This is a genomic window from Bosea sp. (in: a-proteobacteria), from assembly GCF_023953965.1.
In the GTDB taxonomy this organism is placed as follows: Bacteria; Pseudomonadota; Alphaproteobacteria; order Rhizobiales; family Beijerinckiaceae; genus Allobosea.
Genome location: NZ_JAMLIX010000001.1, coordinates 2,522,309 through 2,548,733, shown reverse-complemented (window position 1 = coordinate 2,548,733; position 26,425 = coordinate 2,522,309). Strand labels below are relative to the sequence as shown.

Annotated in this window: 29 protein-coding genes and 1 pseudogene; 10 read left to right on the top strand and 20 right to left on the bottom strand. The window is 67.5% G+C overall.

Annotation, left to right across the window (positions count from 1 at the left end):
• Positions 1-46 precede the first annotated feature (46 nt).
• From M9917_RS11865 to M9917_RS11830, 8 genes and pseudogenes are all read left to right on the top strand, one after another.
• Positions 47-460: pseudogene (locus tag M9917_RS11865) on the top strand (thiolase C-terminal domain-containing protein); the annotation flags it as partial.
• 3 nt (positions 461-463) lie between these two features.
• Positions 464-865 (top strand): Zn-ribbon domain-containing OB-fold protein, encoded by a 402-nt coding sequence (locus M9917_RS11860; protein ID WP_297253907.1) that lies wholly within the window; start codon positions 464-466, stop codon positions 863-865.
• Between the two features lie 8 nt (positions 866-873).
• Positions 874-1,806 (top strand): LysR family transcriptional regulator, encoded by a 933-nt coding sequence (locus M9917_RS11855; RefSeq protein ID WP_297253905.1) that lies wholly within the window; start codon positions 874-876, stop codon positions 1,804-1,806.
• A gap of 97 nt (positions 1,807-1,903) precedes the next feature.
• Positions 1,904-2,887, top strand: a complete 984-nt coding sequence (locus M9917_RS11850; protein WP_297253903.1) for an ABC transporter substrate-binding protein — start codon at positions 1,904-1,906, stop codon at positions 2,885-2,887.
• 43 nt (positions 2,888-2,930) lie between these two features.
• A complete protein-coding gene (locus M9917_RS11845) occupies positions 2,931-3,797 on the top strand; it encodes an ABC transporter permease (protein ID WP_297253902.1) in 867 nt (288 codons plus the stop codon).
• 56 nt (positions 3,798-3,853) lie between these two features.
• Complete coding sequence (locus M9917_RS11840) at positions 3,854-4,747, top strand: ABC transporter permease (protein WP_297253900.1); 894 nt, start codon at positions 3,854-3,856, stop codon at positions 4,745-4,747.
• Positions 4,744-5,820, top strand: coding sequence for an ABC transporter ATP-binding protein (locus M9917_RS11835; protein ID WP_297253898.1), 1,077 nt, complete (start codon positions 4,744-4,746; stop codon positions 5,818-5,820). The genes M9917_RS11840 and M9917_RS11835 overlap by 4 nt, the downstream gene beginning before the upstream one ends.
• A 91-nt stretch (positions 5,821-5,911) precedes the next feature.
• Positions 5,912-6,877 carry a dipeptidase gene (locus tag M9917_RS11830; protein ID WP_297253896.1) on the top strand — a complete coding sequence of 322 codons (966 nt, stop codon included), beginning with the start codon at positions 5,912-5,914 and terminating at the stop codon, positions 6,875-6,877.
• A gap of 81 nt (positions 6,878-6,958) precedes the next feature.
• On the opposite strand, the gene M9917_RS11825 is transcribed toward M9917_RS11830, so the two are convergent.
• Genes M9917_RS11825 through M9917_RS11790 form a run of 8 tightly spaced genes read right to left on the bottom strand, consistent with a single transcriptional unit; the run spans position 6,959 to position 13,345 of the window.
• The gene (locus tag M9917_RS11825; RefSeq protein ID WP_297253894.1) at positions 6,959-7,666 is read right to left on the bottom strand and encodes an HpcH/HpaI aldolase family protein; all 708 of its coding nucleotides are present in this window, start codon (positions 7,664-7,666) and stop codon (positions 6,959-6,961) included.
• A gap of 29 nt (positions 7,667-7,695) precedes the next feature.
• Positions 7,696-8,361, bottom strand: coding sequence for an aspartate/glutamate racemase family protein (locus tag M9917_RS11820; RefSeq protein ID WP_297253892.1), 666 nt, complete (start codon positions 8,359-8,361; stop codon positions 7,696-7,698).
• The gene (locus M9917_RS11815) at positions 8,361-9,152 is read right to left on the bottom strand and encodes an SDR family NAD(P)-dependent oxidoreductase (protein WP_297253890.1); all 792 of its coding nucleotides are present in this window, start codon (positions 9,150-9,152) and stop codon (positions 8,361-8,363) included. The genes M9917_RS11820 and M9917_RS11815 overlap by 1 nt, the downstream gene beginning before the upstream one ends.
• Before the next feature lie 15 nt (positions 9,153-9,167).
• Entirely contained in the window at positions 9,168-10,661 is a 1,494-nt protein-coding gene (locus tag M9917_RS11810) for a tripartite tricarboxylate transporter permease (protein ID WP_297253888.1), read from the bottom strand.
• Between the two features lie 34 nt (positions 10,662-10,695).
• Entirely contained in the window at positions 10,696-11,163 is a 468-nt protein-coding gene (locus tag M9917_RS11805) for a tripartite tricarboxylate transporter TctB family protein (RefSeq protein WP_297253886.1), read from the bottom strand.
• A 50-nt stretch (positions 11,164-11,213) separates the two neighbouring features.
• A complete protein-coding gene (locus M9917_RS11800; RefSeq protein WP_297253884.1) occupies positions 11,214-12,182 on the bottom strand; it encodes a Bug family tripartite tricarboxylate transporter substrate binding protein in 969 nt (322 codons plus the stop codon).
• A complete protein-coding gene (locus M9917_RS11795) occupies positions 12,179-12,364 on the bottom strand; it encodes a hypothetical protein (RefSeq protein ID WP_297253882.1) in 186 nt (61 codons plus the stop codon). The genes M9917_RS11800 and M9917_RS11795 overlap by 4 nt, the downstream gene beginning before the upstream one ends.
• A 12-nt stretch (positions 12,365-12,376) precedes the next feature.
• Positions 12,377-13,345, bottom strand: a complete 969-nt coding sequence (locus M9917_RS11790; RefSeq protein WP_297253880.1) for a peptidyl-alpha-hydroxyglycine alpha-amidating lyase family protein — start codon at positions 13,343-13,345, stop codon at positions 12,377-12,379.
• Between the two features lie 221 nt (positions 13,346-13,566).
• Here M9917_RS11790 and M9917_RS11785 point away from each other — a divergent pair, with 221 nt between their 5' ends.
• A complete protein-coding gene (locus M9917_RS11785; protein WP_297253878.1) occupies positions 13,567-14,313 on the top strand; it encodes an IclR family transcriptional regulator in 747 nt (248 codons plus the stop codon).
• Positions 14,314-14,333: 20 nt separating this feature from the next.
• Here M9917_RS11785 and M9917_RS11780 read toward each other — a convergent pair whose 3' ends face one another.
• Complete coding sequence (locus M9917_RS11780) at positions 14,334-15,491, bottom strand: iron-containing alcohol dehydrogenase (RefSeq protein ID WP_297253876.1); 1,158 nt, start codon at positions 15,489-15,491, stop codon at positions 14,334-14,336.
• 300 nt (positions 15,492-15,791) lie between these two features.
• Here M9917_RS11780 and M9917_RS11775 point away from each other — a divergent pair, with 300 nt between their 5' ends.
• On the top strand, positions 15,792-16,613 hold the full coding sequence (locus M9917_RS11775; protein WP_297253874.1) for an aldo/keto reductase: 822 nt from the start codon (positions 15,792-15,794) through the stop codon (positions 16,611-16,613).
• Here the strand turns inward: M9917_RS11775 and M9917_RS11770 are convergent.
• Genes M9917_RS11770 through M9917_RS11720 form a run of 11 tightly spaced genes read right to left on the bottom strand, consistent with a single transcriptional unit; the run spans position 16,570 to position 26,424 of the window.
• Positions 16,570-17,328 carry an alpha/beta hydrolase gene (locus M9917_RS11770; RefSeq protein WP_297253872.1) on the bottom strand — a complete coding sequence of 253 codons (759 nt, stop codon included), beginning with the start codon at positions 17,326-17,328 and terminating at the stop codon, positions 16,570-16,572. The two genes, M9917_RS11775 and M9917_RS11770, sit on opposite strands and share 44 nt — an antisense overlap.
• A 43-nt stretch (positions 17,329-17,371) precedes the next feature.
• Positions 17,372-18,130, bottom strand: a complete 759-nt coding sequence (locus M9917_RS11765; protein WP_297253870.1) for an SDR family NAD(P)-dependent oxidoreductase — start codon at positions 18,128-18,130, stop codon at positions 17,372-17,374.
• Between the two features lie 24 nt (positions 18,131-18,154).
• Positions 18,155-18,865, bottom strand: coding sequence for an ABC transporter ATP-binding protein (locus M9917_RS11760; RefSeq protein ID WP_297253868.1), 711 nt, complete (start codon positions 18,863-18,865; stop codon positions 18,155-18,157).
• Positions 18,865-19,614 (bottom strand): ABC transporter ATP-binding protein, encoded by a 750-nt coding sequence (locus tag M9917_RS11755; RefSeq protein WP_465246352.1) that lies wholly within the window; start codon positions 19,612-19,614, stop codon positions 18,865-18,867. The genes M9917_RS11760 and M9917_RS11755 overlap by 1 nt, the downstream gene beginning before the upstream one ends.
• Entirely contained in the window at positions 19,611-20,492 is an 882-nt protein-coding gene (locus M9917_RS11750) for a branched-chain amino acid ABC transporter permease (protein ID WP_297253866.1), read from the bottom strand. The genes M9917_RS11755 and M9917_RS11750 overlap by 4 nt, the downstream gene beginning before the upstream one ends.
• Positions 20,489-21,376, bottom strand: a complete 888-nt coding sequence (locus M9917_RS11745; protein WP_297253864.1) for a branched-chain amino acid ABC transporter permease — start codon at positions 21,374-21,376, stop codon at positions 20,489-20,491. The genes M9917_RS11750 and M9917_RS11745 overlap by 4 nt, the downstream gene beginning before the upstream one ends.
• A gap of 53 nt (positions 21,377-21,429) precedes the next feature.
• The gene (locus tag M9917_RS11740; RefSeq protein ID WP_297253863.1) at positions 21,430-22,674 is read right to left on the bottom strand and encodes an ABC transporter substrate-binding protein; all 1,245 of its coding nucleotides are present in this window, start codon (positions 22,672-22,674) and stop codon (positions 21,430-21,432) included.
• Positions 22,675-22,678: 4 nt separating this feature from the next.
• Positions 22,679-23,389, bottom strand: coding sequence for a cysteine hydrolase family protein (locus M9917_RS11735; RefSeq protein WP_297253861.1), 711 nt, complete (start codon positions 23,387-23,389; stop codon positions 22,679-22,681).
• Entirely contained in the window at positions 23,386-24,327 is a 942-nt protein-coding gene (locus M9917_RS11730; protein WP_297253860.1) for an allantoinase PuuE, read from the bottom strand. The genes M9917_RS11735 and M9917_RS11730 overlap by 4 nt, the downstream gene beginning before the upstream one ends.
• A complete protein-coding gene (locus M9917_RS11725; RefSeq protein WP_297253858.1) occupies positions 24,324-25,550 on the bottom strand; it encodes a CaiB/BaiF CoA transferase family protein in 1,227 nt (408 codons plus the stop codon). The genes M9917_RS11730 and M9917_RS11725 overlap by 4 nt, the downstream gene beginning before the upstream one ends.
• Positions 25,543-26,424, bottom strand: a complete 882-nt coding sequence (locus M9917_RS11720) for an HpcH/HpaI aldolase/citrate lyase family protein (protein WP_297253857.1) — start codon at positions 26,422-26,424, stop codon at positions 25,543-25,545. The genes M9917_RS11725 and M9917_RS11720 overlap by 8 nt, the downstream gene beginning before the upstream one ends.
• Position 26,425 lies beyond the last annotated feature (1 nt).

The window sequence follows — 26,425 nt, the reverse complement described above, 5'->3', positions numbered from 1 at the left end:
CGACTTTCAACCGCCGCTGAGCCTACGTCAATGAATAGGGCACAACCTGCTGGAGACGGGTGTCCGCGCCGCCGGGAAGACCGCGTTCGACGAAGCCGGCATCACCGCGAAGGATGTGCGCTACGCCTCGATCTATGACAGCTTCACCATCACCGTCCTGCTGCAGCTCGAGGCGCTCGGCTTCTGCGCCAGGGGGCGGGGGGGCGGCTTCGTGGAAGGGGGCGCGCTGGCGGCCGGGAGCGGGGTCATCACCGTCAATACCGACGGCGGCGGGTTGTGCAGCAATCACCCGGCGTTCCGCGGCGGCATGATCAAGCTGATCGAGGCCGTCCGCCAGATCCGCGGCGAGGCGCACCCCGAGCTGCAGGTGCCCGATTGCGACATCGCCATCGCGACCGGCATCGGCGGGATGCTGGGCTCGCGCCATTCTGGTGCCGTCGTCGTGCTGGAAAGAGGCTAGGCCATGAGCGGCAGGAGCCGGAATCCGGCGGACAGGGCACCGGAAAACGCCCCTTTCCGGAAGGCGGCCGCGGAGGGCCGACTGGTGCTGCCCTATTGCGGGACGTGCCGGCGCTTTCACTGGCTGCCGCGCGGTGAATGCCCGCATTGCGGCGATCTGCACTGGGAATGGCGCGCCGCCAGCGGGCGCGGGACCGTGCATAGTCTCGCCACGATGCATCGCGAAACGCCCCCGGTCACGCACGCGATCGTGGAGCTGGAGGAGGGCGTCGCGATGATGAGCCATCTGCTCGCCGACGATCCCGCCGCCCTGCGGATCGGCATGGCGGTGACCTGCCGCTTCCAGCCCCTGAACGGCATCGAGCACGCGGTGCTGTTCGAAGCCGCCCCGCGAGCAGGAGGCTGACATCGCCAATGGACGTGACGATCCGGCAGCTGAAGGCATTCCTGGAGATCGCGAACGTGCGGAACTTCCGCATCGCCTCGACCAATCTTGGCATGTCGCAGCCGTCGCTCTCCGCCCTGCTGAAGGATCTCGAAAGGAAGCTGGGCACGGCCTTGTTCACGCGCACCACCCGTCATGTCAGCCTGACCAACGAGGGCGCGCATTTCGTCCCGATCGCAGAAGGGCTCGTCAGGAACTTCGATCTGGTGATCAAGAACGCCTGGCGCGACATCAAGGACCGCGGAAACCGCGTCTCGATCGCGATCTCGGTGACGTCGATCATTCCGCTGATCTTTCCGAAGCTGCTGAAGGAATTGTCGCAGACCCACCCGGACATCAAGCTGCGCCTCGTCTCCGGGTTGACGCGCGATATGCTCGAAAGGGTCACGCTGGGCGATGCGCATCTCGGCATCATCAGCGCGATGCCCACCCCGAAGCTGTTCACCTCGCGAAAGCTGCTGAGCGACCGGCTGGTCGTGATCGGCCGGCGCGACGATCCGGTGATGCAGGATGGCTCTCCCATGGATTGGGAGCTGCTGCGTCGGCAGAGCTTCGTCGCCTGGAATTCCGGCGGCGGCATGCGCAACGTCATCGATATGACGCCGCAACTGGCCGAGCTGATGGAGCGTTCGCATTACGAGGCGTCGAACTGGGAGGCGCTCAAGGGCATGGTCGCCGTGGGGCTGGGCCTGACGGTCGTTCCCTGGATCATCGCGCATCAGGAGCGCGGCGGAAACCTGATCTATCGCGAGATCGCGGAGCTGCCCGGGGGCGCCGTCTCCGGCCGCGAGGTTTTCATGGCCGAGCGGCGGGATGCGCCCCGCTCCGCCGTGACCCAGATCGTGGTCGATCTGATCGACCGGCATATCAAGGAAAGCACCGCCTACGCCGAGAAAACATAATGGGGAGAAAGAGAGGACCTACGCAGACAAGCTTAGCCGCCGCTCCGTCCTGAAAAGCCTGACCGCCACCGCGACCGGCCTGGCGCTGCCGGCCGCCATGACAGGGCACGCCTTCGGCCAGGCGAGCAAACTTCTCTACGTCAACACCTGGGGCGGCCCCTGGACCGAGACCGAGCAGCGCGCCTTCTTCACCCCCTTCACCGCGCGCACGGGCGTCACCATCCGTACGGTCTCGCCGGTTTCCTTCGCCGCTCTGAAGGCGCAGGCGCAGTCCGGCCGCTACGAATGGGACATCACCGCGATCAACGAGCCGGCCTGGATCCGCGCTGCCACCGACAAGCTGGTCGAGCCGCTCGACTGGTCGATCATCGACCGCACCCGCCTGCCGCAGGACGCGATCACGCATGACGGCGTCGCGGTTTGCGTGCTCAGCACCAACCTCTGCTACCGCACCGACAAGTTCCGGGACAATGCGCCGCGGACCTGGGCCGATTTCTGGGACGTGAAGCGCTTTCCCGGCGCACGCGCCCTGTATCAGGACGGCCGCACCTGCATCCGCCAGGCCCTGCTGGCCGACGGCGTGCCGCGCGACAAGCTCTATCCGATGGACATCAACCGCGGGCTCGCCAAGCTTTCCGAGATCAAGCCGCATGTAAAGGTCTGGTGGCGTCAATCCGCGCAGGCCCAGCAACTGATCCGCGACGGCGAGGTCGACATTCAGCCAATCTGGAATTCCGGCGCGACGGCGCTGAAACGGCAAAACGTCCCGGTCGAGGTCTCGTGGGACGAGGCGATGCCGGTCCGCACCATCCTCGGCGTGGTCAAGGGCGCGCCCAATCGCGAAAACGCCTTCCGCTACATCCAGCTCTGCCTGGAGGCCGATCGCCAGGCGGAATTCGCGCAAGGCGTCGGCTACGGCCCCGCGAACGTCGCGGCCTTCGACCATATTCCGGCGAGTGTCGCGCGCGACATGCCCACGCATCCGGACAATGCCTCCCGGGCAGCGGTCATCGACGCGGCCTGGGAAGCCGAACACTCCAGCGAGATCGAGGAGCGCTTCCTGCAATGGCTGGTCAAATAATCCTTGGCCGGCTCCACGCGCCCGTCTGAAGGAGAGGATGACGATGTCGTCAGGAACGATGATGCGGCGAGCCTACGGCAAGCCGGCATGGCGGCGCAATCTGGCCGGCTATGGCCTGGTGGCGCCGATCGCCGTCTTCCTGCTGCTCGCCTTCCTGCTTCCGCTCGGGTTCGTCTTCGGCCTGAGCATAACCGAACCCACGGTCTCGCTCGGCCATTTCCGGCGCATCGTCGATGTGCCGGCCTATCTGATGGTGATGTGGAACACCTTCCGCACCGCGCTGACGGTGACGCTGACATGTCTCGTCCTGGGCTATCCGATCGCCTATGTCGTCTCCCGGCGCAGCGATGCCGTGGCGGTGGTGATGCTGGGCATCGTCGCCATGTCGTTCTGGACCAGCTTCCTGGTGCGCACCTATGCCTGGCTGGTCATTCTCGGCAATAGCGGGCCGGTGGCGGCGCTCTACGGCACGCTGGGGCTCGGGCCGATGCCGAAGCTCCTGTTCACCTCGTTCAGCTCGACCATGGGGCTGGTCCACATCCTGCTGCCCTATATGGTCCTGGCGCTCTACAGCGTGATGAAGCGGATCGATCCGTCCCATATCCGGGCGGCCCACAGCCTGGGGGCGACACCCTGGGTCGCGTTCACCAACGTCTACCTGCCGCTGAGCCTGCCCGGCATCGTCAGCGGGTCGATCGTGGTCTTCACCGTCTGCCTCGGCTTCTACGTCACCCCGATTCTGCTCGGCGGATCCAGCGACATGATGATCTCGCAGCTCATCCACCAGCAGATCGACCAGCTGCTGAACTGGGGCTTCGCCGCCGCGCTTTCGGTCGTCCTGCTGGCTGCTACGGCGTTGATCTACTCGCTCTACAACCACTTCTTCGGACTGGACACGCTGTGGAAGTAGCCGTTGCCACCAGCACCCGGAAGGCCGCGCCGGAGGCCCGGAGAGAAGACGTTCGCATGGAACCGCGCTTCTCCGAACGGCTCGAAAAAACGATGGGCCGGCTTCCTCTCGTCGCGGCGGTCCTGGCCTGCCTGTTCCTGATCGTGCCGCTGATCATCGTGATGATCATGTCGTTCTCGTCGGCGACCTCCTTCAAGTTTCCGCCCCCGGGCTACTCGCTGCACTATTACCGGGTCTATTTCAGCAGCTTCAAATGGACCTCGGCGACCTTCGTCAGCCTCTATGTCGCCCTCGCCACGGCGGTGCTGACCCTGGCGCTGGTGCTGCCGGCGGGCTTTGGCTACATGAACTACCGGTTCCGCGGCAGGGCGCTGCTCAACCTCGTTATCATGCTGCCGCTGATGGTGCCGCATGTCGTCTCGGCGCTGGGATATTATGGCTATTTCGGCCCGCTCGGGCTGGTCGGAACCCCGCTCGGGATGGTGCTGGCCCATACCGCGCTGGCGATCCCCGTCACCTTCCTGGTGGTCTGCGCCGGCATCAAGGGCTTCGATCGCAACCTGATCCGCGCGGCGATGATCTCCGGCGCCGGGCCGCTGCGGACCTTCTTCTACGTCTCGGCGCCGGTGCTGCGCCCGACGATCCTGGTCGCCGCGCTGTTCGCCTTCCTGGCCTCGTTCAACGAGGCGGTGGTCTCGATCTTCATCGGCGGCCGCGATGCCTCGACCCTGCCCAAGACCATGTTCGAGAGCATCCAGATCGACAGCGATCCGGTCATCGCCGTGGTTTCGGCGCTGCTGACCATGGCCGTCGCCGTCAGCGTCGTGGTCTCGACCGTGTTCTCCGAACGCAGGAAGCGCAAGCTGCGGCGCCAGCAGGTGCAAGCCGAGGCGCAGCAGCCTGCCGCCTTTGTTTTCCGCCGCCTCGCCCAGCCAGGAGATACGGCATGACGCGCACCTCGTATTTGACGCTCGACAACATCTACAAATCTTATGACGGGCTGACGAATGCTGTCGAGGACGTTTCGATCGACATCCGCAAGGGCGAGTTCATCTCGTTTCTCGGACCGTCCGGCTCGGGCAAGACCACCACGCTGATGATGATCGCCGGCTTCGAGGAGCCGAGCCATGGCGGCATCATGCTGGCCGGCAACGACCTGACCCGGACGAAGCCGTGGCGGCGCAATATCGGGATGGTCTTCCAGAACTATGCGCTGTTCCCGCACCTGAACGTCATCGCCAATGTCGGCTTCCCGCTCAAGATGCGCAAACGCCCGCCGGCGGAGATCGCCGAGCGCGTGAAGCGGACGCTCGACATGGTCGGCCTGTCGAGCTTCGCCCATCGCTTGCCGCGCGAGCTCTCGGGCGGGCAGCAGCAGCGCGTGGCCCTGGCGCGCGGGCTCGTCTTCGATCCCGACGTGCTGCTGCTGGACGAGCCGCTGGGCGCGCTGGACAAGAACCTGCGCGAGCACATGCAGTTCGAGATCAAGCGTATCCACCAGGAGTTGGGCGTGACGATGATCTACGTCACGCACGACCAGACCGAGGCGATGTCGATGTCGGACCGCGTCGCGGTGTTCAACAAGGGCCGCATCGAGCATCTCGCCGATCCGCTGGAGATCTACCGCTATCCCTCGACCAAATTCGTCGGCGAGTTCCTGGGTGATTCAAACTTCTTCACCGGCGGGCTCGCCGCCGACGGCACCTTTTCGGCCGATACGATCGGCACGGTCAGGATCACGCCGGCGGAGCGGGCGCGCGTCATCGCGTCCCGCATCGAATTGCTCGTCCGCCCCGAACAGTTGCAACTGATCGAGCCCGGACAAAAGGACGAGTTCAACAGCTTCGACGCCACGGTCCGCTCGACGGTCAACTACGGCGACAGCCTGCTGATCATGGCCGGGCTCGCCGGCCAGGCCTTGCGGCTGCGCGTCCGGGGCGAAAGCCAGGTGCCGGCCGTGGGCAGCACCATCCGCATCGGCTTCCGTCCCGAGGCGGGCCGGATCGTCCCGGCCCATCCCTGAGCGATCGTTCCGCTCCGGGCAGGCCCGCAAGCCCGCTTCACCCGATGGGTTCCCCGCCCGTCACCCATGAACTCATCCCCGGAGGGACACCATGCTGATCGATGCCTTGCAGTGCGGAGAATTTTCCCGCGACGTGTTCGAGCGCCTTCTGAAGGGCCGTTACACCTGCGTCACACCGACCCTCGGCTTCTGGGAAGGCACGCTCGAATCGATGGATTCGCTCGGCCGCTGGCGCGACATGGAGCGCGACAATGCCGATCTCATCCGCATCGTCCGACGGGCCGAGGACATCCGCCGATGCGAGCGCGACGGCAAGCTCGGCATCCTGCTCGGTTACCAGAACAGCAACCTGTTCGAGGGCCGCATCCGCTTTCCCGAGCTCTTCGCGGATATGGGCGTTCGGGTGGTGCAGCTCACCTACAACAACCAGAACGACGTCTGCGGCTCCTGCTACGAGGATGAGGACAGCGGCCTGACCCGCTTCGGCCGCGAATTGCTCGGCGAGATGGCGCGGGTGGGCATCATGGTGGATTGCTCGCATGTCGGCGACCGCAGCACGCTCGAGGCGATCGAGCATTCGCCCAAGCCGATCGCGGTGACCCATGCCAATGCCGCCTCCATCTTCCCGCACAAGCGCAACCGTTCCGATGATGTGCTCAAGGCGCTGCGGCAGAGCGGCGGCGTGATCGGCGCCGCCGCCTATCGCAACATCACGCCTGAACGCGCCTGCGCCGATCTCGTCGCCTTCTGCGAGATGATCGCCCGCATGGTCGAGATCGCCGGCATCGACCATGTCGGCCTGGGAACGGATTACAGCTACAAGAACGATGACCGGTTTCGCGAGTGGATGCGCAAGGGCCGCTGGACACGCAGCGTGCAGTATGGCGCCGGCTCCGCCGCCGTCCCCGGTGCCGTGGCGAAGCCCGACTGGCTGAAGGGCCCGGAAAGCCTGATCGACATCGAAGGCGGTTTGCGCCAGATCGGCTTCCAGCCCGCCGAGATCGCCAAGATCATGGGCGGCAACTGGCTGCGCCTTTACGAGACCGTCTTCGGCTGAGCAGCCGAGGCCGGCCTGATCGCCGTGTCCGCTAAGCCGTCGGGAGTATCTGAGCGCCCAGCGGCGCTTCAGGGACCGCGCTCAAGGCAGGAGCTGGCGCGCGCCCTCCACCACGAGATCGTTGATCCAGGCGAAGGCGATGAAATCCTCGCGGACCGGCTTGCCCGCGGCGCGGGCCGCCGCCGAGGCTTTCTCGACCGCGGCGGTGACCCGGGGGTGTCTCGGCTCGCCGGGATGGCCGAGCGACTGGCACAGATCCATCATGCCGTAGCTGAGGTAGTCGACGCCAGGCACGGCGGCGATGGCGGCGATATTCTCCAGCCCCTTGCCCGTCTCGATCATCACGCTCAGCGACACGCCTTCATTCGCCATCGCGAGCAGCGAGGGCAGGTCCCTGTTGCCGATATGGGCGTAGGGCCGGCCGCCCCCGAAGGAGCGCTGCCCGAGCGGCGCGTAATAGGTGGCCTCGACCGCGATCCGGGCCTGTTCCACGGTCTCGACATGCGGAACGACGATTCCCCTGACACCGCGGTCGAGAAACTGCGTGATCACCGGCGCGGTGCCGTCGGGCACGCGGGCGATCGGCGTCACGCCGTGGCGCTCGGCCGCGATGCAGGCAGCCTCGATGTCGGAGATGGTGAACGCGCCGTGCTCACCGTCGATGTAGATGTAGTCTATCCCGCCGGCGGCGAGGATCTCCATCGCGGCCAGGGCCGGATAGGTGAAGTGGACGCCTTTGATACGGCGATTGTCCGCGATCGCCTGCTTGAGGCTGTTATGATTGAACATGGATGTCCTCCGGTTCTTTCGCGCGCTCTTCAAATCGCCGGCAAAACGAGGCTCCTGAGCTTCGCAACCGCGCTGTGCGGGCTCGTCAGGGCCGGCTGCCCGATGACGGCGGAGACCGCCGCCTTCGCCCGGGCCGTGGAGAATTGCGCCAGAAGCACGACGTCGAAGCCTGAGAAGCGCCCCGCGGCTTCGGCGAGGCGCCGATCGTGGCTCTCGCCGTCCCCGGCCCGCAGCGCCGCCATCGCCTCGGGAACGCAGTGGCTTTCGAGGCGGGCCCCGGCGCGGCCGAGGCTCGCCGCCAGCGCCTCGAATTCCTCCGTCATCGACGCGATCGAGGGGGCGAAGGTCGCGAGCATGCCGATGCGGTCGCCCGCCGCCAGCGCCGCCTCGAACATCGCCTCGTTGGGCTTGAGCACCGGCACCGGCGCGCGCTCCGCGAAACCCGCGATCGCCGCCCCGAAGGCGGAGCAGGTATACAGAACCCCGTCGGCCCGCCTCCGCAGGGCGTAGTCGCCGAGATCGGCGATGCGGCCATGCATCTCGGGCGTAAGCTCCTCCTGCCCGGCGCGGTCGGTGCTGAGGCTGTCGTCGAGCAGGTTCATCACGAAGGCATCCGGCCAGAGCTCGCGCATCGCCGCGCCGACCGGGTCGATCGCCACCGTGACCGCGTGGATCAGGGCGATGCGCGGGGCCATCAGGCCACCGCGCAGGTGCCGCCGTCGATATTGACGGCGATTCCGGTGAGATAGCTCGCCCGCTCGGAGGCGAGGAAAGCGATGACGTCGCCGGCTTCCGCGCTCTCGCCGACCCGCCCGAGCGGCACGGCGCGCCGGCGCGCATCCTCGGCATAGCGCGCTTCCACCGCCTCGGGCGCGACGCCCTCGCGGGCGTAGCGGCGCTCATGCTGCCCGCTCTTGATGAAGCCGATGCAGACGGTGGTGACGAGGATATTGTCCGCGGCGAGATCGCGCGACAGCACCTTGGTCATGGCGATTCCGGCGGCGCGCGCCACGCTGGTCGGCATGGAGCCGGCGCGCGGCGCGCGGCCGTCGATGCTGGTGACGTTGATGATGCGGCCTCCGCCCTGCCGGCGCATCGGCGGGATCGCGGCGCGGATCAGCGCCATCGCCGCCCAGAGCTTCAGGTCGAAATCCGTGTTCCAGTCCTCCGGGCTCGCCTGCTCGAAGGGCTTGGCCAGGGACGCGCCGGCATTGTTGACGAGAATGTCGAGGCGCCCGAAGGCGGAGAGCGCCGCCTCCACGATGGTGCCGGCCGCGCCGGGCGCCGTGATGTCGGCGGCGAGCACGATGACACGACCGCCGCCGGACGCGGGAATCGCCTCGGCCGCTGCTTCGAGGACATTCGCGCGCCGGCCGACGATCAGCACGTTCGCGCCCTCGCGGGCCATGCTCGCGGCAGCCGCGCGGCCCACCCCCTCGCCGCCGCCGGTGACGATGGCGGTCTTGCCCTGCAGCCCGAGTTCCATGACGCCTTCTCCTTATCAGACTTCGCTGTCGGCCTTGACCGTGCGGAAGATCCGCAGCGACGAGGACAATAGCACCACCGCCGCGACGCTCAGCAGGCCAAGCGTCAGCGGCCGCTCCAGGAAGATGCCGAAAGCGCCGCCCGACATCTCCAGCGACTGGCGCAGGCCGCGCTCCATCAGCGGGCCGAGGATCAGCGTCAGCACCAGCGGCGCGGCCGGGATGTCGAGCTTCTTGAACAGGTAGCCGACGATGCCGAAGGCCAGCATCACGCCGATGTCGAAGGCGTTGTTGTTCACGCTGTAGACGCCGATCACGCAGAAGCACAGGATGATCGTCACCAGGATCGGATAGGGGATGCGCAGCATCCGCACCCAGAACGGGATCAGCGGCAGGTTGAGGATCAGCAGGATCACGTTGCCGACGAGCAGGCTCGCGATCACCGCCCAGACGAAGGCGGCATGGTCGACGAAGAGGCTGGGGCCCGGGACGAGGCCGTTGACCATGAACGCCCCCATCAGCACGGCCGTGGTCGGCGAGGCGGGGATGCCGAGCGTGAAGAGCGGGATCAGGGCCGCGTTGGCATAGGCGTTGTTCGCCGTTTCGGGGCCGGCCACCCCCTCGATCGCGCCCTTGCCGAAACGTTCGGGCGTCTTCGAGACGCGGCGCTCGACCGCATAGGACAGAAAGGTCGGGATCATCGAGCCGAGCCCCGGGACGAGCCCGAGCACGAAGCCGATGACCGTGCCGCGCGCGATCGGCATCGCCGAAGCCCTGGCATCCTCCTTGCGCAGGTAGAGCGAGCCGACGCTGGGAGCGAAGATCGCGCCGGCCTTGCGCTCGGCGTTCGTGAGGATCTCGGTGATGCCGAAGAGCCCCATCACCACGGGAATGATGTTGAAGCCGTCGAGCAGCTCCAGGCGGCCGAAGGTGAAGCGGTCCATACCCATGACCGGATCGACGCCGACCTGCGCCAGGAGCAGGCCGATCAGCGCCGCGATCATGGCGCGCACGACGGAGCGGCTGGCGAGCGCGGTGACCATCGACAGGCCGACGACGAGCAGCGCGAAGATCTCCGGCGGCCCGAAGGTCAAGGCCAGCCGCGTCAGCGGCAGGGCGAGCAGGACGAGGCCGAGCGTGGAGACGATGCCGCCGATGAAGGAGCCGATGGCCGCCACCGCGAGCGCAGGTCCCGCCCGGCCCTGCTTCGCCATCTCGTAGCCGTCGAGGCAGGTGACGGCGGAGGCGGCCTCGCCCGGCGTGTTGATCAGCACCGAGGTGATGGTGCCGCCGTACATGGCGCCGTAATAGATCGCCGCCAGCATGATGATCGAGCCGGTCGGGTCCAGCGCCGAGGTGACCGGGATCAGGATGGCCGTGCCGGCGGCCGGCCCGATTCCGGGCAGCACGCCGATCAGCGTGCCGAGCGCACAGCCGATGAAGGCATAGAGAAGATAGCTCGGCTGGGCGACGTGCACGAGCCCGCCCAAGAGCAGTTCGAGGCTTTCCACGACGAGGTTCCCCCGGCGGTGGCGAAAGGGCGGGTTACGATGCGAGCAGGCCCGCCGGCAGCTGGACGCCGAGCCATCGCGTGAAGACGAAATAGGCGCCGAAGCCGGCGATGGCCGCGGCGAGAAGCGTTTGGAGCATGGAACCTTGCCCGAGCAGGCGCAGCGCGAGCAGGCTCATGGCGAACACCGTGACGGCAAAGCCGGCGCTCTCCAGGAACCAGGCCACGCCGGCGAGCGCGACGACAAGGCCCAGAACCCTGATCGCCCCGCCGCGATCCGGCCAGAAATCATCCGGCATGGCTTCGGCTGCGCCGAAGCTCGCCTGGGCGATCATCGCGACCGCCAGCACCGCGAGGCACCCCGCCAGCCAGAGCGGGAAGAAGCCGGGTCCGGGACCCAGCGAGGAATAGTACTGCATCGCGGAGGCGCCGTGGATCAGGGCGCCGGCGGCGGCCAGGATCACGAGCCCGGTCACCTGGTAGACCCTTCGCATATCCGCCATGGCTGCCTCCCTGCCCCGCGGCGCGTCCGCGCCGCGGGCCGCCTCGCCGGTCACTGGCCCTGCTTGCGCGCGGCCTCGATCAGCGGCTTGAAGCGGGCGTCGACATTGTCCCAGAACTTCGTATAGGCCGCCGGGTCGAGATAGGTCACGGTGTTGCCGATCTCGAGCATCTTGGCCTTGAGCTCGCCATCGGCCATCGCCGTCTTCATCGCCGCGGCGAGCTGCTGGACGATGGCGTCCGGGGTGCCGGCCGGCGCCGAGAGGCCGATGTCGGAGCCGATGGGAGAGACCTCGAAGCCGGCTTCGCGGGTCGTCGGCACTTCGGGCAGCAGCGGGCTGCGCTGCTCGTCCATCACGGCGAGGATGCGCAGCGCGCCGCTCTTCTGCTGCGAGACCAGCTCGCCGATCGAGTTGAAGCCCACGTCGATATGCCCGCCGAGCAGCGCCGTGACCTGCGGACCGCCGCCCTGGAAGTTCACCGTCGCCATCTGCGTGCCGGTTCCCTGCTGGAAGGCGATGTTGGCGAAATGGCCGGTCGACATGAAGCCGGTCGTGCCGCTGCGCAGCTTGCCGGGGCTCGCCTTGGCCGCGTCGACGAGATCCTTCAGCGTCTTGTGCGGGCTCGAGGCCTGGACCGCGATGCCGAAGGGCGCGCCGTAATACATCACGATCGGCTTGAGGCTGTCGCGCTTGAAGGGCGACTTGCGCTCCTCGTCGAGATAGATGCTGGCGAAGGTCGGCAGCACCGACCAGATCAGCGTGTAGCCGTCGGGCTTGGCGCGCGCCGCCTCGCCCATGCCGATCTGCATCGATGCGCCGGGCTTGTTGACGACCTCGACGGTCGTTCCGAGCAGCTTCTCCAGAAGCGGCGCGATCAGCCGGGCCGCCGTATCGGTGCCGCCGCCGGCCGTCGAGGGCACGATCGTCGTGATCGTCTTGCCCTTGACCGGGTAGGTCTGGGCTGCGGCGGGACCGGCGAGCACCAGTGCCGCCGTCAGGGCGAATGCCAGTTTCCTCATGTCTTTCCTCTCCCTTTTTGCGTTGCCTCGAGGCTGCCCGGCGGGCCTTCCTCAATCCCGTTCCCGCAGCCGACGAGGCCGTCATAGCCGCTCGCCGCGATCCGCTGATCGAGCGGCAATTCGGTGAAAAGATCGCCGATATGGGCACTGAACCACGCCGCCCGGCTGCCGGAGAGCGACATCCGCCAGTCTCCTCACGCGCTGTCGGGAATGCGCCGGAACTTCTTGAGCGAGTTGAGCACGGCGGGCTTGGGCTGCCCGGGGAACAGTGACGGCCAGGCCGAGGCCGTGACCTCGCCGACATAGAGATCGCCCCGCGAATCGAGCGCCAGGCCGTGCGGCGAAGTGAACTGCGCCGCGCCGGTGCCGGGCCCGCCCTGGCTGTCGAGGCGCCCGACCACCTCCCCCTTGTCGAGGATGCTGATGCGCGGGCCGAGATTGGGCGTGTCGCGGTTGACCGCCAGATAGGGCCCGATTTCGCCGACGAAGCAGATCGGGCACGGCCCCGGCGTCATGAACAGCGCGCTCGGGCGGTGCAGGTTGTTCCACTGCCCCTCGTAGCGGCCGTTGCCGTCGAAGATCTGGATGCGGTGGTTCTCGCGATCGGCGACATAGACCCAGCCATCCGCATCGCAGACGATGTTGTGGGGCAGGTTGAACTGCCCGCGGTCGGTGCCCGGCATGCCCCAGGACAGAAGCCAGGTCCCGTCAGGCGCGTATTTGTGCACGGAGGCGTTGCCGTAGCCGTCGGTCACATAGATCTCGCCACTGGGCGAGAGCGCGGTATGGGTGCAGCGGTTGAAGGGCTTGCCGCTCATTCGTGGCGCGGACTGCCCGGGCGTCCCGATGCGCAGCTGAAGCTTTCCGTCGAGCGAGCACTTGCAGACCGTGTGGCTGCCCTCGTCCGTGCAGTAGATCGACTGGTCGGGGCCGATATGGAGCCCATGCGGCCATTTGAAGAGATCCGCCCCCCAGGTCGAGAGAAAGTTGCCGTCCCGGTCGAAGACCATCATCGGCCGTTCGCTGCGGTTGAAGACATAGACGCGATCCCGGTCGTCCACCGCCACGGCGGCGACCTCGCCGAGCGCCCAGCCCTCCGGCAGCTTGGCCCAGTTCTCCTGCGGCTCGTAGCGATATGAGCCCGATCCCAAAACAGTCGCCATCGACGATGATCCTCGTGCGTCCACCCGGCGCCGAAGCGCTAAATATCTCATTGAATGAGATATCAATTTCATTTAATGGAAGGTTATGGCATTGGGCGAGCTTGTCAAACGCTTTGTGGCGGCTCCCTTTCGGCCGGTCCGCGACGAGGGACGGGCCAGGAACACCCGATCCGATCGGAGCGTATTGCCATCCGATCGGCACATGCTTTAGCGGAGCGGACATGGAAAACGGCGCCATCAATCGCGTGCTGCGGCTGTTGAGCCTGCTGTCGGATCACGCCTCGCTGACGGTCAGGCAGGCGGCCGAGGAGCTGGGCCTGCCGGTCAGCACCGTCCACCGCCTGCTCCGGCGTCTGGCGGAAAGCGGCTTCGCCGCGCAACCCGAAAGGGGCCTGTTCAACGCGGGGACCGAGCTGTTCCGGATGGCCGGCAAGCTCAGCGCCCGCATGCCTTATGTCAGCGTGGCGGAGCCGCTGCTCGGCAAGCTCACGGCGCAATTCCAGGAAACCTCGATGCTCGGCATCCTGGAGCGCAAGCAGTTGCGGATGCATTTCGCGGCGAGCGCCGCCCCCGCCGACCCGATGCGATACGTCGTCGAGCTCAACAAGCCGGCCCCGCTCGTCTGGGGCGCCGTCGGCCGCAGCATGCTGGCTCATCTGAGCCCGCCCGAGATCGAGCGCGCCATCGAGACGAACACGGCGACGGACGTTCACGGCACAGCGCTCGACCCCGACGAGCTGCGCGCGCATCTTTCCCGCATCCGCGCCGAGGGCTATGCGCTGACGCAATCCCACCGCACGCTCAACTCCGTCGGGCTCGCGGCGCCGTTTTTCGACCCGAATGGCCAGGTGCTGGGCTGCATCGCCTTCCAGCTCCCCGCCTTCCGCCTGACCTCGGCCGCACTGCCGCGTCTCGCCAGCGCGCTCAAGGACTCGGCGGCGGTGGTCTCGCAGCGCATGGGCGGCTGAGGCCGTAGCCAGCCGGGGCCTCAGGCGGCCAGCGCCAGGATCCGGCGCGCTTCGTCAAGCCCGATGTCGTTCCGCTCGCCGAGCGCGGTCTGCCCGACCTCCGCGAGATGCCGCACGATCAGCTCGGGATCGACGGCCACCGGGGCGAGCTCTGCAAGCCGGGCCGGGCAGCCCATCTGACGGAAGAACGCTTCGGTGCGCGCGATCGCGTCCTCGATGGCGGCATCGGCGTCCGGCTCGGCGATGTCCCAGACCTTGCGGGCATAGCGCAGCAGCATCCCCCGCTTTTCGGCGCGCTTGAAGCGCAGCAGGGACGGCATCACCGCCGTCAGCGTGCGGGCGTGGTCGACGCCGTAGGCGGCCGTCATCGCGTGCCCGATCATATGCGTCGACCAATCCTGCGGCACGCCTGCGCCGATCAGGCCGTTCAACGCCTGGTTCGCAGCCCACATCACCGTCGCACGGGCCTCGTCGCTGTTCTCGCTCACGAGCTTCGGCCCCCATTCGATCAGGACGCGCATCAGGGTCTCGCTGAAGCCATGCTGCACCGGCGCGGTGACGTCGTAGGTGAGATACTGCTCGACGACATGGGTGAAGGCGTCGACGACGCCGTTCTCGCGCTGGCGCCGATCGAGGCTCGCCATCGTCGACGGGTCGAGAACGGCGAATTGCGGCCGCGTCGCCTCACTGGCAAAGGGCAATTTGAGGCCGCGCGCCCGGTGCGAGATCACCGAGACCGGGTTGCTCTCGGAGCCCGTCGCCGGCAGCGTCAGCACGACACCGACCGGCAGCACCTGCGCCGGCGGGCCGTTCTCGATCCAGTGATCCCAGGGATCCAGCGCCGGATCGAGCGGCGTGACCGCAGCCAGGAACTTGCCGGCATCGGCGACGGAGCCGCCGCCGACCGCCAGGATCAGATCGACGCGCTCGCTGCGGGCGAGCGCCGCCGCCCGCATGATCGTCTCATAGACCGGGTTCGGCTCGATGCCTCCGAACTCGACGACGTGGCGCCCTTCAAGCGCCGCGCGAACCTCGGCGTGCACGCCATTGCGCTTGATGCTGCCCCCGCCGAACAGCAGCAAGACGCGCGCTTCCGGCGGGACGGCCTCCGCGAGCCTGGCGATCGACCCCTGGCCGAAATGAACGACGGTTGGGTTGTGGAATCGAAAACCGAGCATGCGTTCACACTCCTGGAGCCTGCGCTATTTTTTCACTAAGTGAGATGAATGCTTTACCAGATGATTTCGGCAGAGCCTACCGCCTGCGCGGCGGCCCGGGCGATGCAAGGCTTCCACGCCGGAACGCGGAAATCCGGGATCGGCGGCGGCGCGGGCGTCAAGCACGGGCTCTACGAATACATCCAGACCCACATCGTCCATCTGCAGAGTTGAGACGATCGCCCCGACATGTTTTGTAGGCGCGCCCGGCTGCGGGTGCACCTTTTTTGAAGACGACGCGACGCTCCGGGGGGCAGATCGATGTCCAGCATCTATTTCAGGAAGAGCTTCCAGCGCTCCTTCGGAACCTATCCCCTGAAGGGCGAAGCGCTGAAGGACGCGCTGAGGCACGCGCTTGCGGCCGGCTACCGCGCCATCGACACGGCCCAGAGCTATGAGAACGAGGCCGAGGTCGGGCAAGTCATCGCGGAATCGGGCATCCCGCGCGACGATTTCTGCATCACGACGAAGGTGAGGGCCGCGAATTTCGGCCCGGACGAATTCCTGCCCAGCGTCGAGACGAGCCTCAGGGCGCTTGGGCTGTCCTTCGTCGATGTTCTCCTGCTGCACTGGCCGCCGATCGGGGGAGAGGTCCGGCCCTCGCTCGAATGGCTTCAGAAAGCCAAGGAGCGCGGCTACGCCAGGCATATCGGCGTCAGCAACTACACCATCGGCATGATGAAGATCGCCAAGGATCACATCGAGGGGCCGATCGTCACCAACCAGGTCGAGTTCCACCCCTTGCTCGATCAGGGCAAATTGCTGTCGGCCGCAAGCGAGCTCGCGATTCCGCTGGCGTCCTATTGCTCGGTCGCGCGCGGCGCCATCTTCAAGCACGACCTGTTCGCGCAGCTCGGCGAAGCTTACGGCAAGGAAGCCGGGCAGATCGCGCTTCGCTGGATTCTGCAGAAGGGCGTATCGATCAACACCATGTCGACCAAGCCCGATCATATCCGCCACAATTTCGAGATCATGGATTTCACGCTGTCGAGCGTGGACATGGCCCGGATCGATGCGCTGACAGCCACGAATCTGCGGCTCACCACCAGGGACAGGACGCCGTTCGCGCCGGACTGGGATTGAGCTGCGCAACTTGAAGCGACGATGCGCCCGCGATCCGCGCGGCCAGCAATGCGATGCGCGTTGAATCCTGAGCGATCCAGTCGTGGATCTGGTGCGGCGCATCCGGGAAATCGAGAAGGTCGAGCGTGGTCTGCCGCAAGGCACGGCGATAGGTATCGATCACCGGGCGCGGAATGACGCGATCCTGTCCCGCCGTGACGAGCAGCGCATTGCCGCGAAAGGCGCGCAGGAGGGGCAAAGGGCGCGCGCCGTCGAATGTCCGGCTTTGCCGTAGAATCGCGGTGAAGCGCTGGTCGAACGGCACGTCGAAGGCCTCGGCGACATAAAGCGCGGGGCAGGACAGCACGAGCAGGCGCGGCTGAAGGCATGCGAGCAGCTCGGCGGCGACATAGCCGCCCATGCTGTTGCCCATGACGATATCGGGCCCGCTGCCGCCCATGGTTTCCACGGCGGCGCAGGCCTGCTCGAGCCGCAGTCGCAGGCTCGATCGGGACATGAGGCCCGAGCTGTCGCCGTGGCCCGAGAAGTCGAAGGCGAAGGTCGCGATGCCGCGCGCGGCGAGCGCGCGGGCCAGGTCGTCGATACGCCGGCGATTGCCGGACCCGCCGCCGTGCAGATAGAGCATGCTCCCGGCCGAAGCGTCCCGCGGCAACGTCCAGCTGTAGCGAAGCGTCTCGCCGCCTGTCGTGAAGCTTCCGTCCCGGCGCTCGATCACGCGAGCTCTCCATGGCCCTGCCGGCGGCGATGGCGCGGCATTCTCAGTGCGAGAAGCGACGCGCTCCGCCGTCGACATGGATGACCTGTCCGGTGATGTACCGGGCCAGCGGCGAAGCCAGGAAAGCGACGAGGACGGCCAGGTCCTGCGGTTCGCCGATATAGCCGGCGGGGCAATTGTCATCGACCCATTTGCGCTGCGCCTCCGCCGTCGGCAGGAGCCGCTGGTCGATCTGTTCGGAATGCAGGCGCCCCGGCGGGATCGAGTTCACCGTGATGCCGTCCTTGCCGACGACGCGGGACAGGGCCTTCGCCCAGATATGGGTGGCGCCGTTGGGCGGCACGCCGCCATTCAGCGCCACCGGCTCGTCGCCGCCGGTGAGGTTGATGATGCGGCCGAACCGCTGCGCCTGCATCGCCGGCACGAAGGCATGGGCGAGCTCCCGGCCCGCATGGAAGTTCAGCGCCATCGCCTCGTCCCATTGCTCGCGCGTGCCGAAGCCGTCGAAGGGGCGCGAGCCGCCGGCATTGTTGACCAGGATGTCGAGCCGGCCGAATGCGGCCAGGACCCGGGTCCGGATCGTCTCGGCCGAATCGCGCGCCGTGATGTCGGCGACGATCACCAGCGGCCTCTCATGTCCCGTGGCGGCGATCTCGTCGGCGGCCTTCCGCAGCCGCTCCTCTCCCCGCGCGACGATCGCCAGCCGGCAGCCCTCGTCCGCGAGGAGCTGGGCGATCGCCCGGCCGAGCCCGACGCTGGCACCGGTCACGAGTGCTACCTTGCCGGCAAGCTGCAAATCCATGGCACGCTCCCTCGCATGGCCCGGTCAAAGACCGAGATAGGCCTTCCTGACACGGTCGTCGTTCTGGAGTTCGGCCGCCGGGCCCTGGATGGTGATTTCCGAATGCTCCAGCACATAGGCGTATTGCGCCTGCTTCAGCGCCAGGGCGACGTTCTGCTCGACCAGCAGGATACCGATGCCCTGCGCCGCGATCTGGCCGATCACCGACATGACCTGCTTGACCACGATCGGCGCGAGGCCGAGCGAGGGCTCGTCCAGCAGCAGGAAGCGCGGCTTCGACATCAGCCCGCGCGCGATGGCGCACATCTGCTGCTCGCCGCCGGAGAGCGAGCCCGCCTGCTGCGCAAGCCGCTCCTTGAGCCGCGGAAAGATGCCGAAGACCCAGTCGAGCACCTCCTTCTCGTGCCCGCGCGCCCGCGGCGCATAGCTGCCGAGCTCGAGGTTCTCGCGCACGCTCATGAAGGGGAAGAGCTGGCGCCCCTGCGGCACATGGGCAATGCCGGCCTCGACGCGCTCATGCGCCGGCATGCGGGTGATATCGGCGCCTTCCAGCCGGATCGCGCCGCTGTCCACGGAGACCTGGAGCCCGGAAATGGCGTTGAGCGTCGTCGTCTTGCCGGCGCCGTTGGCGCCGAGCAGCGCGACGACGCCCTGCGCCGGCACGGTGCAGGAGACGCCGCGCAGGACCGTGATGTCGCCATAGCCGGCGACGAGATCGGAGATTTCGAGCGCCATCAGTCGTCGCTCCCGAGATAGGCCGCGACGACGGCGGGATCGCGGACCACATCCTGCGGCTGGCCCTCGGCGATCTTGCGGCCGTAGTCGAGCACCACGACCTTGTCGGCGAGCGACATCACGGCGTGCAGATTGTGCTCGATCATGATCACGGCGAGCCCGTCCTCGCGGGAGAAGCTGCGGATGAGGTGAATGCTCTCGTTGACCTCGGAGGGGTTGAGGCCGGCCAGGATCTCGTCGAGCAGCAGGAGCTTCGGCTCGATCGAGAGCGCGCGCGCGAGCTCGAGCCGCTTGCGCGCCTCGAGCGTCAGGCTGCCGGCCTGCTGGTCGAGCACCGCTGCCATGCCGACGCGGCGCACGATCTGAGCCGCCTTCTCGCGCGCGGCCGCCAGCGGGTGATGCAGCAGCGCGCCGACCGTGACGTTCTCGTGCACGGTGAGGCTGGTGAGCGGCTTGACGATCTGGAAGGTACGGCCGAGGCCGGCGCGCGCGCAGGTCGCGGCCGAGGCGCCGGTGATGTCCTTGCCGGCGAAATGCACGCTGCCGGCATCCGGCTTGAGCTGGCCGCTCAGGATGTTGAACAGCGTGGTCTTGCCCGCGCCGTTGGGCCCGATCAGGCCGACGATCTCGCGATCGCCGACGCTCAGCGACACCTCGTTGACGGCGGTAAGCCCGCCGAAACGCAGCACGAGCCCGCTCGCGCGCATCAGCTCCGCGCCGGGGGCGCCCGGTTGCGACGTCCCGCTCATTTGCGCCGCCATGCCTTCACCGTCCCGACGATGCCCTTCGGGGCGAGCAGCACCGCGCCGAGCAGCGCGATGCCGTAGATCAGGAGGCGCGGCCCGCCGCCGAAGAACTGGCTGAGCGCACCGTCCAGCGGCGTCATCACCAGCGAGCCGACGATCGGGCCGAGCGGCGTGCCGAGCCCGCCGATGATGCTGAGCAGGGCGATCTGCACGGAGATATTGATCGAGAACACGCTCGGCGGGTCGAGGAACAGGATGTACTGCGCGTAGAAGAAGCCGCCGACCGCCGTCAGCGCCGCGCTCATCATGGTGACGATCAGCTTCACCTTGACCGTGTTGATGCCCATGCTCTGCGCCGTGGCCTCGTCGTCGCGCACGGCGATCAGGTAGAGCCCGAGCTTGCCGCGATGCATCCAGCGGGTGATGCCGTAGACGATCATCATCAGGGCGAAGGCGGCGATGAGATAGGCCCAGCGCGACGCGAAGATGAAGGTGTCGAGGCCCGGCCGGAACGGAATGGCGATGCCGCTCGGCCCGCGCGTGAATTCGCTCCAGTTGTTGGCGACGATCTCCATCGCGATCGGGAAGACGAGCGTCGCCAGCGAGAAGAAGGCGCCGCGCAGCCGAAAGCAGGGCCAGCTGATCACGACCGCGAGCCCGGTCGTGACGATCACGCCGGCGATCAGCCCGAACCAGGGCGAGATCCCGTACTTCGTGTAGACGATCGCCGTGACATAGGCGCCGATGCCGAAGAAGGCGGACTGCCCGAGCGAGACCAGGCCGCCATAGCCGGCCATCAGGTTCCAGGCGCCCGACAGCGCCGCCCACAGGCAGGTCATCACCAGGATGTTGAGGTAGTAGTCGTTGAACAGCATGCTCATTTGGTGCCGACCTCTTCCATGCCGGCGCGGCCGAACAGCCCTTGTGGACGAATGAGCAGGATCAGGATGAAGAGGATGAGCGCGATCACGTCCTTGAGCTCGACCGAGATGAAGAAGCCGGTCAGCGTCTGGGTGATGCCGATGATCAGCCCGCCGACCATGGCGCCGGCGACGCTGCCGAGCCCGCCGAGCACGACGACGACGAAGGCCGTGATGATCAGGTCCACGCCGGCGGTCGGGAACGTGTAGTACATCGGCGTCAGGACGCAGCCTGCGACCGCCGCGCAGGCGACGCCGGCGCCGAAGGCGATCCGGTTCAGCCGCTCCGTGTTCACCCCCATCAGCGAGGCGGCATACCGGTTCTGGACCAGGGCGCGCAGCGCCTTGCCGTCCCGCGAGAACTGCAGAAAGGCGATCAGCACGCCCGCCATCAGAAAGGCGATCAGGAAGGCGTAGAGCGAGGTCGCGGAAATCGCGACGTTGCCGACGATGAAGGATTGCGCGGCATATTCGGTCTGCACCGAGCGGTAATCCGGCCCCCAGAAGGTCAGCGCGATGTTCTGCAGCACCACCGACAGGCCGAAGGTCGCGAAGATCTGCATCGCGTGCGGCGCGTGCAGGATCGGCTTGATCACCACACGCTCGGTCAGCAGCCCGAGGCCGAAGACCACCGGCGTCACGATGAAGATCGACAGATAGGGGTCGATCCCCCACAGCGCATGCAGCCAGAAGGCCCCGAACATGGCGAGCATGATGAACTCGCCCTGCGCGAAGTTGACGATGCGCAGGACGCCGAAGATCAGGGTCAGGCCGATCGACAGCAAGCCGTAGACGCCGCCGATGAGCAGGCCCGAGACCAGCAATTGGGGAAGGATGTCGAGCATCTCTTGTCCGCTTGAGGGCGGCAGCCGGCTTGACCGGCCGCCGCGGCTTTATGTCAGCGCTTGTCCCAGGCCGGCAGCGGCACCAGGATCGGCTCGGCCGTCTTGACGTTCGCCGGCGCGACGACGACGAGCTTGCCGTTCTGCCATTGCTGCGCGACCGGGAAGGCGCGCTCGTTCTGGCCCTGCATCGCGTTGCCCGGCCCGGCGAACTTGACGCCCCAGCCGAGCGCGGTGCCGCCATAGGGGATGTCGAGCGCCAGCGCGGCGGCCTTCAGCTTCGCCGGGTCGGCGGCTCCGGCGGCACGCAGCACCTTGTCGAGCAGGACGTAGGTGCCGACGAAGCCCTGGGTGCCGACATAGGAGGGCGCCTTGCCCTGGCTCGCCTGGAAGCGCTTCTGGAATTCGGCGAGCAGCCCGCGGGCCTCCTCCGAGAGCGCGGCCGGGTTGATCGCCGCCGAGCCCTCGGTATCGAAGATGCCGTTGACGGCCGAGCCCAGGCCCTCGCCGAAGCTCGCCAGGCCGTAGATGCCGCCGGTGCCGATGAAGGCGCCGACATTGACGCCGAGCTGCTTCATCTGGCGCTGGATCAGCAGCGCGTCGTTGGCGTAGGACGAGGCGATGACGATGTCGGCGCCGCTCGCCTTCATGCGCAGCACGAGCGAGGAGAGATCGGTGGTCACCGCCTTGTAGGGCAGGCGGCCGGCCACCTTGAAGCCGAGCTCCTTCGCCTTGTTCTCGGCCGCCGTCGCGACGGAGGTGCCGTAGTCGGAATCCTCGTGCACGACGAGCACGGTGAGATCGGCCGGCTTCTTGCCGAGCTTCGGCGCGATCAGGTCGGAGGCGATGGTCGCGGCGAGCTGGCCGTTCGAGCTCGCGGTGAAGACGATGCGGAAATAGCCGCTGAAGCCGCGCTGGGTCAGGCCGTCGGCGATGCCGCCGGTCTCCCAGTAGAGTCCGCCGCGCCGCTCCACCACCTGGCTTGCCGCATAGGACAGGCCGCTCGAATAGGTGCCGGTGATGATCTGGAGGTTTTCCAGCGAGGCGAGGCGCTCGGCTTCCGACTGCGCCTTGTCCGGCGTCGAGGCGTCGCCCTGGACGAGCTCGACCTTCTTGCCGTCGATCCCGCCCTTCTCGTTGATCATCTCGACGGCGATGCGGGCGCCGTTGAGGTTCTCGTTGCCGAGCAGCGCGAGGCTGCCGGTCAGCGGGAAGAGCGCGCCGATGCGCCAGGTCTCCTGGGCCTGCGCGGTGAATGTCGAGGCGGCGAGCGCGAGCGCCGTCAAAGTCAGATGTCTCATCGGATTACCCCCTTTGGCTGTTGTTCTGCAGCTCGGCGATGACCGAGGCTGCATCCGTCACGTCGGCGAATTGCCGGTCCATGTCGAAGAGGCTGATGGCGTGGGAGACCGGCAGCCGGTCGAAGACCGCGTCCGCCGGCACGATCGCCCGGTAATTGTAGGATGCGGCGTCGAACACCGTGGCGCGCACGCAGTTGCTGGTGGCGCCGCCGAGCACGATCACGGTGTCGACGTTGCGCTCGATCAGATAGCCGAGGAGCGGCGTGCCGTGGAAGCCGCTCGGCTTCTTCTTGACGAAGACGATGTCGCCCCGCTTCGGGCCGACCTCGGGCAGGAGCTCGGCGCCCTCGGTCCCGTCGATGCACCAGTCGTCGCGCTCCTTCATGAAGGCGCGCTTGCGGCCATAGACCCCGATGTCGTCGCCGCTGGCATCGAGCGCGAAGCGGGTCAGGAAGATCGGCACGCCGGCCGCGCGGCCCGCGTCGAGGATCGCCGCGATGCGGTCGACCGCCGCCCAGCCGATCTCGCCGCAGGAGGACGGATAGCGCTCGTCGCGGATGCCGCGCTCGCCGACCATGTAGCGCTGCGCGTCGATCACCACGATGGCGGGCTTGGCGCCGAAGCCCATGCGCTGCGCGAAGCGGCCGCGCGCGAGCACGGCACGGTCGGCCTCGGTCAGGAAAGCGTCCCAGGGTCTCATGACGGTCGCATTCATCGGTCGGTTTCCGAGGGCGCGTGCTGCGCATGCCAGTGCCGCGCGATGTCGAGGCGCCCGCAGACCCAGACACGGTCGTGCTTCATGATGTGGTCGAGGACATTGGCGAGCGCCCGCGCGCGCGCCGGGCGGCCGGTGATGCGCGGATGCAGGCCGATCGACATCAGGCCGGGCTGCTCCGCCCCCTCCGCATAGAGCTGGTCGAAGGCCGCCTTGAGATAGCTCTCGAAATGGTCCGGCGACGAGAAACCGGCCGGAGCGGCGAATTTCCCGTCATTGGCATCCATCGTATAGGGCACGATGAGATGGTTCTTACCCGAGACCTCGACCCAATAGGGCAATTCGTCGTTATACGCGTCGGAATCGTAGAGGAAGCCGCCCTCCTCCACGACGAGCCTGCGGGTGTTCTCGCTCGGCCCGAAGCGGCAGTACCAGCCGAGCGGACGTTCGCCGGTGGTGCGCTTGAGCGAGGCGATGGCGAGCGCGATGCGTTCGCGCTCCTCTTCCTCGCTCAGCCGGAAATGCTCCTCCCAGCGCCAGCCATGGCAGCAGAGATCGAAGTTGGAGGCGACGAAGGCTTCCGCGACATCGGGGTTGCGTTCGAGCGCGACCGCGCAGCCGAACAGCGTCGCCGGCAGGCCGCGCTCCTGAAAGAGCTGGAAAAGCCGCCAGATGCCGACGCGGCTGCCGTATTCGTACATGGTCTCGAAGGCGAGGTCGCGCTGGCCGGCGGGCACCCGCCCGCCCGGCGCCTCGGCGAGGCCGAGCTCGGTGCGCCCGCTGCCGTCCGGCACGCTGTATTCCGAGCCTTCCTCGTAGTTGATCGCGAAATTGACCGCGACGCGGGCCTTGCCGGGCCAGCGCGGGTCCGGCCGCCTGCGGCCATAGCCGACGAAATCGCGGGGGTTCTCCGGGCTCGGCCGCCAGACGCGCGTCATGAGGAAGATCCCTCCTGGGTGGTGGGCGCGGGCAACCGCCCACGCAGGCGCAGTTCCGACAGGATCTCGTCGCGATCCTGGTCGATGTTGCCACCGGTGCGCCTGATCGCGCCAGGCGTGCGTGACATCACCGGGAAGACATTCTGCATCCTGACCGGCCCGAGGTCCTGATCCGGCACCGAGACGACGGAGTTGCGCGCGACGAATTGCGGATCGCGGAAGATCTGCTCGATATCATAGATCGGCGCGATCGCGGCTTCGACCCGTTCGAAGGTCTCGAGCACCTCGTCGAGATCGTGCCGCGCGATCCAGCCGCCGACGATCGCGTCGATCTCCTCCACATGCTTGATGCGGTCGAGATTGGTCTGGAAGCGCGGATCGTCCGCCGTCCCGGGGCCGCCGGTCAGATCGAGCACGCGCCGGACGATGCTCGGCGCGGCCGCCGAGAGCGCCACCCAGCGGCCGTCCCGGGTGCGATAGGCGTTGCGCGGCGCGTTGTTGACCGAGCGGTTGCCGGTGCGGTTCTGGATGATGCCGAGCTGGTCGAAGATGATCGGCTGCGGTCCGAGCAGCGCGAAGATCGGCTCGTAGATCGCCAGATCGATGTACTGCCCCTTGCCGCTGCCGCGGACATCGCGCTCGTAGATCGCGAACATCGCGGAAAAACAGCCGTAATAGGCGGCGATGCCGTCGGCGAGGCCGAAGGGCGGCAGCGTCGGCGGGCCGTCCGGCTGCCCGGTGATGTGGGCGAAGCCGGACATCGCCTCGGCCAGCGTGCCGAAGCCGGCGCGGCGGCTATAGGGGCCGGTCTGGCCGAAGCCCGTGACGCGCACCATGACCAGGCGCGGGTTGATCTTCGACAGCACGTCCCAGCCCAGGCCCCAGCTTTCGAGGGTGCCGGTGCGGAAATTCTCGACGAGGATATCCGCGTCGGCGACGAGCGCCTTGAAGATCCCGGCGTCGGCCGGCGCCTTGAGGTCGAGCGCGATGCAGCGCTTGTTGCGCGCCGTGGTTTTCCACCACAGGCCCTGGCCGTCCTTCTTGGCGCCCATGTTGCGCAGCGGATCGCCGGCGGGGTGCTCGATCTTGATCACGTCGGCGCCGAAATCGCCCATCAGGGTCGAGATGATCGGGCCGGCGAAGAGGGTGGCGCAGTCGATCACGCGCAGGCCTTCGAGAGGCCCCTTCGCGCTCGCCTGTTCGCGTTCGGTGGTCTCAGACATCCTGCCCTGCCGATCGCGCGAGTTCGAGGATGGCGCGGGCGCGGGCGATGAAGGGGCCGTCCGCCATCACGCCGTCCACGGTGAAGGCGCCGACGCCGCGCGCCAGCATCTCGTCGGCGGTGGCGACGATGCGCCGGGCGTTCTCGATCTCGGCCGGGCGCGGGAAGAACACCGCGTTCGCGATCGCGATCTGGCTCGGATGGACGCAGCTCTTGCCGGCAAGGCCGACCGCGCGCCCCCCCTCGGCATCGGCGCGATAGGCCCCGTCGTCCGCGACCGCGACGAAGGCGCCGTCGAAGGCGTCGATGCCGGCTTCCGCCGCGGCGAAGCGCACCGCGAGCCGCACCGGCAGCAGCGCAGCCGGACTGCGCTCGATCGCCAGCGGCTCGAACAGGTCGCCGAAGCCGAGCTGCAGCCCGATCACCCGCTCGTGGGAGAGCGCGATCTCCGCCGCCATCCGCAACCCGCGCGGCGTCTCGATATTGGCGAGGATGCCGATGCGGCGCCCGATCCCGCGCTCGCTCTCCAGCCGGTCGAGCAGGCGCGCGGTCGCCAGGATCGGCTCGGGGCTCTCGATCTTCGGCAGGTTGACGATATCGAGGCCGGGCCGGACGACGGCGTCCATATCGTCGTCGAACAGCTCCTCGCCCCAGGGATTGACCCGCACGATCGCGATCTTGGCGTGCCCGGCATATTGCGCGAGCGAGGCGGCGACATGGTCGCGGGCCTCCGCCTTCCGGTCGGCGGCGACAGCGTCCTCCAGGTCGAAGGAGATCGCATCGGCCGCCGAGTTCCAGGCCTTGTCGAAGAGCTCCGGACGCGAGCCCGGCACGAACAGCTTGCTTCGCATCGCGGGAGAACGGGTGACCGGCATC

What these genes read in the sequence shown, in the direction of transcription:
- M9917_RS11835 (WP_297253898.1), top strand. Translation starts at nt 4,744, where the DNA reads ATGACGCGCACCTCGTATTTGACGCTCGACAACATCTACAAATCTTAT.
- M9917_RS11735 (WP_297253861.1), bottom strand. Translation starts at nt 23,389, where the DNA reads ATGAATGCGACCGTCATGAGACCCTGGGACGCTTTCCTGACCGAGGCC.
- M9917_RS11815 (WP_297253890.1), bottom strand. Translation starts at nt 9,152, where the DNA reads ATGGAACTCGGGCTGCAGGGCAAGACCGCCATCGTCACCGGCGGCGGC.
- M9917_RS11845 (WP_297253902.1), top strand. Translation starts at nt 2,931, where the DNA reads ATGTCGTCAGGAACGATGATGCGGCGAGCCTACGGCAAGCCGGCATGG.
- M9917_RS11750 (WP_297253866.1), bottom strand. Translation starts at nt 20,492, where the DNA reads ATGAGCATGCTGTTCAACGACTACTACCTCAACATCCTGGTGATGACC.
- M9917_RS11745 (WP_297253864.1), bottom strand. Translation starts at nt 21,376, where the DNA reads ATGCTCGACATCCTTCCCCAATTGCTGGTCTCGGGCCTGCTCATCGGC.
- M9917_RS11725 (WP_297253858.1), bottom strand. Translation starts at nt 25,550, where the DNA reads ATGTCTGAGACCACCGAACGCGAACAGGCGAGCGCGAAGGGGCCTCTC.
- M9917_RS11855 (WP_297253905.1), top strand. Translation starts at nt 874, where the DNA reads ATGGACGTGACGATCCGGCAGCTGAAGGCATTCCTGGAGATCGCGAAC.
- M9917_RS11830 (WP_297253896.1), top strand. Translation starts at nt 5,912, where the DNA reads ATGCTGATCGATGCCTTGCAGTGCGGAGAATTTTCCCGCGACGTGTTC.
- M9917_RS11740 (WP_297253863.1), bottom strand. Translation starts at nt 22,674, where the DNA reads ATGAGACATCTGACTTTGACGGCGCTCGCGCTCGCCGCCTCGACATTC.
- M9917_RS11820 (WP_297253892.1), bottom strand. Translation starts at nt 8,361, where the DNA reads ATGGCCCCGCGCATCGCCCTGATCCACGCGGTCACGGTGGCGATCGAC.
- M9917_RS11795 (WP_297253882.1), bottom strand. Translation starts at nt 12,364, where the DNA reads ATGTCGCTCTCCGGCAGCCGGGCGGCGTGGTTCAGTGCCCATATCGGC.
- M9917_RS11850 (WP_297253903.1), top strand. Translation starts at nt 1,904, where the DNA reads ATGACAGGGCACGCCTTCGGCCAGGCGAGCAAACTTCTCTACGTCAAC.
- M9917_RS11785 (WP_297253878.1), top strand. Translation starts at nt 13,567, where the DNA reads ATGGAAAACGGCGCCATCAATCGCGTGCTGCGGCTGTTGAGCCTGCTG.
- M9917_RS11780 (WP_297253876.1), bottom strand. Translation starts at nt 15,491, where the DNA reads ATGCTCGGTTTTCGATTCCACAACCCAACCGTCGTTCATTTCGGCCAG.
- M9917_RS11720 (WP_297253857.1), bottom strand. Translation starts at nt 26,424, where the DNA reads ATGCCGGTCACCCGTTCTCCCGCGATGCGAAGCAAGCTGTTCGTGCCG.
- M9917_RS11840 (WP_297253900.1), top strand. Translation starts at nt 3,854, where the DNA reads ATGGAACCGCGCTTCTCCGAACGGCTCGAAAAAACGATGGGCCGGCTT.
- M9917_RS11765 (WP_297253870.1), bottom strand. Translation starts at nt 18,130, where the DNA reads ATGGATTTGCAGCTTGCCGGCAAGGTAGCACTCGTGACCGGTGCCAGC.
- M9917_RS11760 (WP_297253868.1), bottom strand. Translation starts at nt 18,865, where the DNA reads ATGGCGCTCGAAATCTCCGATCTCGTCGCCGGCTATGGCGACATCACG.
- M9917_RS11860 (WP_297253907.1), top strand. Translation starts at nt 464, where the DNA reads ATGAGCGGCAGGAGCCGGAATCCGGCGGACAGGGCACCGGAAAACGCC.
- M9917_RS11805 (WP_297253886.1), bottom strand. Translation starts at nt 11,163, where the DNA reads ATGGCGGATATGCGAAGGGTCTACCAGGTGACCGGGCTCGTGATCCTG.
- M9917_RS11755 (WP_465246352.1), bottom strand. Translation starts at nt 19,614, where the DNA reads ATGAGCGGGACGTCGCAACCGGGCGCCCCCGGCGCGGAGCTGATGCGC.
- M9917_RS11775 (WP_297253874.1), top strand. Translation starts at nt 15,792, where the DNA reads ATGTCCAGCATCTATTTCAGGAAGAGCTTCCAGCGCTCCTTCGGAACC.
- M9917_RS11790 (WP_297253880.1), bottom strand. Translation starts at nt 13,345, where the DNA reads ATGGCGACTGTTTTGGGATCGGGCTCATATCGCTACGAGCCGCAGGAG.
- M9917_RS11730 (WP_297253860.1), bottom strand. Translation starts at nt 24,327, where the DNA reads ATGACGCGCGTCTGGCGGCCGAGCCCGGAGAACCCCCGCGATTTCGTC.
- M9917_RS11825 (WP_297253894.1), bottom strand. Translation starts at nt 7,666, where the DNA reads ATGTTCAATCATAACAGCCTCAAGCAGGCGATCGCGGACAATCGCCGT.
- M9917_RS11800 (WP_297253884.1), bottom strand. Translation starts at nt 12,182, where the DNA reads ATGAGGAAACTGGCATTCGCCCTGACGGCGGCACTGGTGCTCGCCGGT.